Annotated in this window: 4 protein-coding genes; all 4 read left to right on the top strand. The window is 29.2% G+C overall.

Features of this window, described 5'->3' with window-relative positions:
* Window positions 1-1907, top strand: a 1907-nt coding sequence (locus OIO11_RS04045; protein WP_268070087.1) for an HNH endonuclease, incomplete at its 5' end; no start/stop codon positions are given.
* 32 nt (window positions 1908-1939) lie between these two features.
* On the top strand, window positions 1940-2428 hold the full coding sequence (locus OIO11_RS04050) for an SMI1/KNR4 family protein (RefSeq protein WP_268070088.1): 489 nt from the start codon (window positions 1940-1942) through the stop codon (window positions 2426-2428).
* A 98-nt stretch (window positions 2429-2526) separates the two neighbouring features.
* Window positions 2527-2871: an HNH endonuclease gene (locus tag OIO11_RS04055; protein ID WP_268070089.1), complete on the top strand. Its 345-nt coding sequence runs from the start codon at window positions 2527-2529 to the stop codon at window positions 2869-2871.
* Complete coding sequence (locus tag OIO11_RS04060) at window positions 2864-3355, top strand: SMI1/KNR4 family protein (RefSeq protein WP_268070090.1); 492 nt, start codon at window positions 2864-2866, stop codon at window positions 3353-3355. The genes OIO11_RS04055 and OIO11_RS04060 overlap by 8 nt, the downstream gene beginning before the upstream one ends.
* Window positions 3356-3819: the final 464 nt, after the last annotated feature.

The following is a 3819-nucleotide window of genomic DNA, read 5'->3' on the forward strand; positions in this document are numbered from 1 at the left end:
ACATAAAAGGCGGAAGCAAAGAACCTCTAAGTATAAGCTTTGATGATAAGGTAGGAGTAACAATAAAAAGCCCTAAAAAGTTAAGCTTAAATGCAGATGAAGAAATAATAATGAAAACACCACAAAGTGTAAAAGTAAAAGGAGAAAGTCAAATACTTGCAGCCAAAACAAAAACACAAAGTGGTTTTTCAATGGAAACAGATATGCACTTTTTATCCAATAATGTAATAAAAGAAGGAACTAATAGGGAAACATATCCACCTTTTAATGATGAACCAATAGCAGGTAGAAAACCAGTACCACCAGAACTGCCTAAGGAAGAAAAGAAAGGGTTTAACTGGGGAGGTTTGTTAGTAGGAGTATTGGCTACTGTTGCAGTAGTTGCATCTGTGGCAACATTTGGAACAGCAGCAGTAATTGGAGCAGTTGTCTTAGGAGCATGTGCAGGAGCAGTATGTGCAGTAGTAAGTACTGCAATATCTGATAATATAAGTGGTAATAAAAGTAGTCTTGGAACTTATGCAAAAAATGTACTAAAGGGAGCTTGTATAGGAGCAGTATCTGGAGCGATATTTGGTCCATTTGGTGCCTTTGAAAGTGCAGCAGGAGTTATGAGTTTTGGTGGAATAAATGGAGCTGCTGATAGCTTATTAACTCAAGCTATAGATGGTAAATTTAGTTTAAGTCAAACTTTATTCGATGGAATTATAGGAGCAGCAACAGCTGGGTTATTACATGGTGTAGGAAAAATTGTATCAAAGGTTTCACCATATATAAAAAATTCAATTGGGAAAGTACTTAGCAAACTATCAAGTGGCAGCAAGAGTATATTAAACAAAGTATCTGGTAAAGCAGATGATATAATAAATGCATTCAATAAAACTAGTAGAGAGTTATTTGATACAGTAGCAAACAAAGCAGACGATGTAATAAATAGCATAAAGAACAGTACTCAAAATCTAGTTGATAGAGCATCAGGTAAATTCAATGAAATAACGAGCAGTATTGATGATAAAGTTGATGAATTATTGCGTGCAGGAGCATCAAAAACAGATGATGCTTTAAATTCTCTCAATGAATTGACAGATAGAGTAGGATATAATATTAGAAAATCTCTTGGTATGGAGCTACAACCAGCAGATGGATATATAAAATATGAAGCACCAGAGAAGATTAAGCCTGTTGAAGAACTTATATCTAAAATGAATGGATATAAGAATGTTTCTGGAAATAGTTATAAAGGATATAGTGGAAATAAACGCTTTACTAAAGTAAAGTATGATCACGTAGTTGCTACTGGAATTGATTCATCTGGAAAAGCTACAAAATGGGTTATACCTAAGGGTTATGATAGTGTAGATGATTTTCTGGATAAAGTGGATGATGTTGAACTTAAGGCTATGGGATATAATAGTAAAGAGGAATTTATTGAAACAGTAGGAAATTTAGAAAAATATTTAAATAAAAACAAAAGAAATTCCATAAAATGTCAAAAGTATGCTGGTAGAACACATGAAAAAACTAATGTAGAATATGATGTTGTTGGTCTTCCTAAATTTAGTGAGGAAAATATAAAATTTAAATGTGAATTGCAAAAGAATAAAATTATAGCCACTGATTATGATCAGTTTAAAGAATGTACAATTGAGTTGAAGGAAAAAATTAATAGTGGTGAAATATCTAAAGAATTATTTACTGAAAAGCAGCTTAAAGAAATACAAAATGAATCATATCAAATAACTGATTTAACTTGGCATCATGATAAAATTACTGGAAAAATGCAATTAGTAGATACAAGCGTACATGCTAAAACTGGACATTTAGGAGGAAATAATATATGGGGAGAGGGAATAAGGTCTAAACCAGAGTTAGAGTTATTTAAACAAAAAAGTTCTAATATTAATTGATATATATTTTAAATGAAGGAAAGGAATAAAAGATGAAAAATAAATTTAAATTAGAATATACTGGGAATAAAGTAGATATAGATAAAATAAAAAAAGTTGAGAAAGAAATAGGAGTTATTTTTCCACAAGCATATGTAGAATTTATTACTCATAATAATGGGGCACACTTGGAAGGTAAATTTACTAGTAAATATGAAATAGATGATACAATCATATTTACTTTTTTAGAATTTGAAGAAAAAATTATAGAATATTATTATATATTAAAGGACTGTCTTCCTAATGATGTAGTTGCATTTGCTATAGATCCAAGTGGGAATTATTATTGTTTTGATTATAAAAAAAATAATAATAATCCTGAAATAGTATTTTTAGATCATGAAAAAGCAATTACTCAAGAGGAATTTGATGAATTTCTTGAAGAAGAAATAGAAAATGCTACTTTGGAAGAAATTCAAAGAGAAGATTCAATGAGTTATATATCAGAGTCATTTGAGAAACTTATAAATAATTTACAATAATGTAATAATTTTAAATATTATAAATGTAAAAAATAAATTATAATGAGCTTAGAAACAAAATTTATTCAGTGGTTTTTTAGTATACTATGGAGGTATATATGAATATAAAATATGATGTGTTGGGATTTCCAATATTTAATGATAATAATGTTAAATTCGAATTAAAATTAGATAAAAAATTTCAAACAGAATCTGATAAAATTCAATTTGAAGAGTGTATTAGGCAGTTACAAGAAGCAATAGATGCTGACATTATACAAAAAGAAATATTTAATTCAAAGCAACTTGAACAAATACAAGCAGGTGAGGTAAGAATAGAAGGTTTAAGATGGCATCATCATCAAATAACTGGAAAAATGCAACTGGTAGTTGCAACTTTACATGATTATGCAAGACATTTAGGTGGAAAAGAATTATGGGGAGGAGGGATGAATAATGAGTAAACTTAATTGGAAATATAAAGATAATGAAGTCGACAAAGAATATATAAAAAGAATTGGAATGAAATTAGGAATTGAATTTTCACAAGATTATATAGAATGTGCTATGCATAATCATGGTGGAAATGTTGAACCTAATTGTTTTGATATAGGAAATAATCAAAAAGTATTTGGTGGACTATTATCATTTAACGAAGAAAGTTTAGAAAATATTGTAAAGGTGTATTATTGTATAAAAGAAGCATTACCTAGCAAAGTAATTCCATTTGCATGTGATCCAAGTGGTAATTATGTTTGTTTTGATTATAGTGAAAGTGAAACAAAACCTAAAGTAGTTTTCTGGTATCATGAAAAATCAATAACAGAGGAAAATTTAGATGAAGTTGATGAAGAGACATTAAGAAATAATACATTAGAAGAGCTTCAAAGAGAAGCAATATATTATGTAACAGATTCATTTACAGAACTTTTGAATAAGTTATATTAAGCTAATTTGTTAAACTATAAAGAACTGAGGATTTTAGCAATAGAAAACAGAATTCACTAATGTTCATTCTATTTTCAGTAGAGTAACTGTTAAGTTCCAAAAACTGATAACGTAGTAGACAATTTTTGTTACTTTTAGCACTTACAAATATGTTCACGTAACAGCTCTAGGGTACAAATATGAGGAAATAGCAAGCAAAAAATTTCTAGTTATTGTTACGAACTGTGAGGTATAAAATAAATCAAATGCCACCATGAGAAATCATGGTGGCATTTGATTTAAGTTATCAGGATTTAATATATGAAGTTTTGGTATCATACCCAAAGAGTGGATAGGTTAGAGTAAGTAAAATATTTTTAGGCAAAAAATAAGGAAAGGCCGCCAGCAATTACCTTGCCGGTAGGCCTTTTATTCATGTCAAAGACTTTTTATAATTATAGTTACCCAACAACAAATATAGAAAG

The organism is Clostridium sp. ZS2-4 (assembly GCF_026719745.1).
Taxonomy (GTDB): Bacteria; Bacillota; Clostridia; order Clostridiales; family Clostridiaceae; genus Clostridium_H.

Bases quoted from the DNA above. Each gene is read 5' to 3' on its own strand.
- OIO11_RS04060 (WP_268070090.1), top strand. From the start codon at position 2,864: ATGAGTAAACTTAATTGGAAATATAAAGATAATGAAGTCGACAAAGAA.
- OIO11_RS04055 (WP_268070089.1), top strand. From the start codon at position 2,527: ATGAATATAAAATATGATGTGTTGGGATTTCCAATATTTAATGATAAT.
- OIO11_RS04050 (WP_268070088.1), top strand. From the start codon at position 1,940: ATGAAAAATAAATTTAAATTAGAATATACTGGGAATAAAGTAGATATA.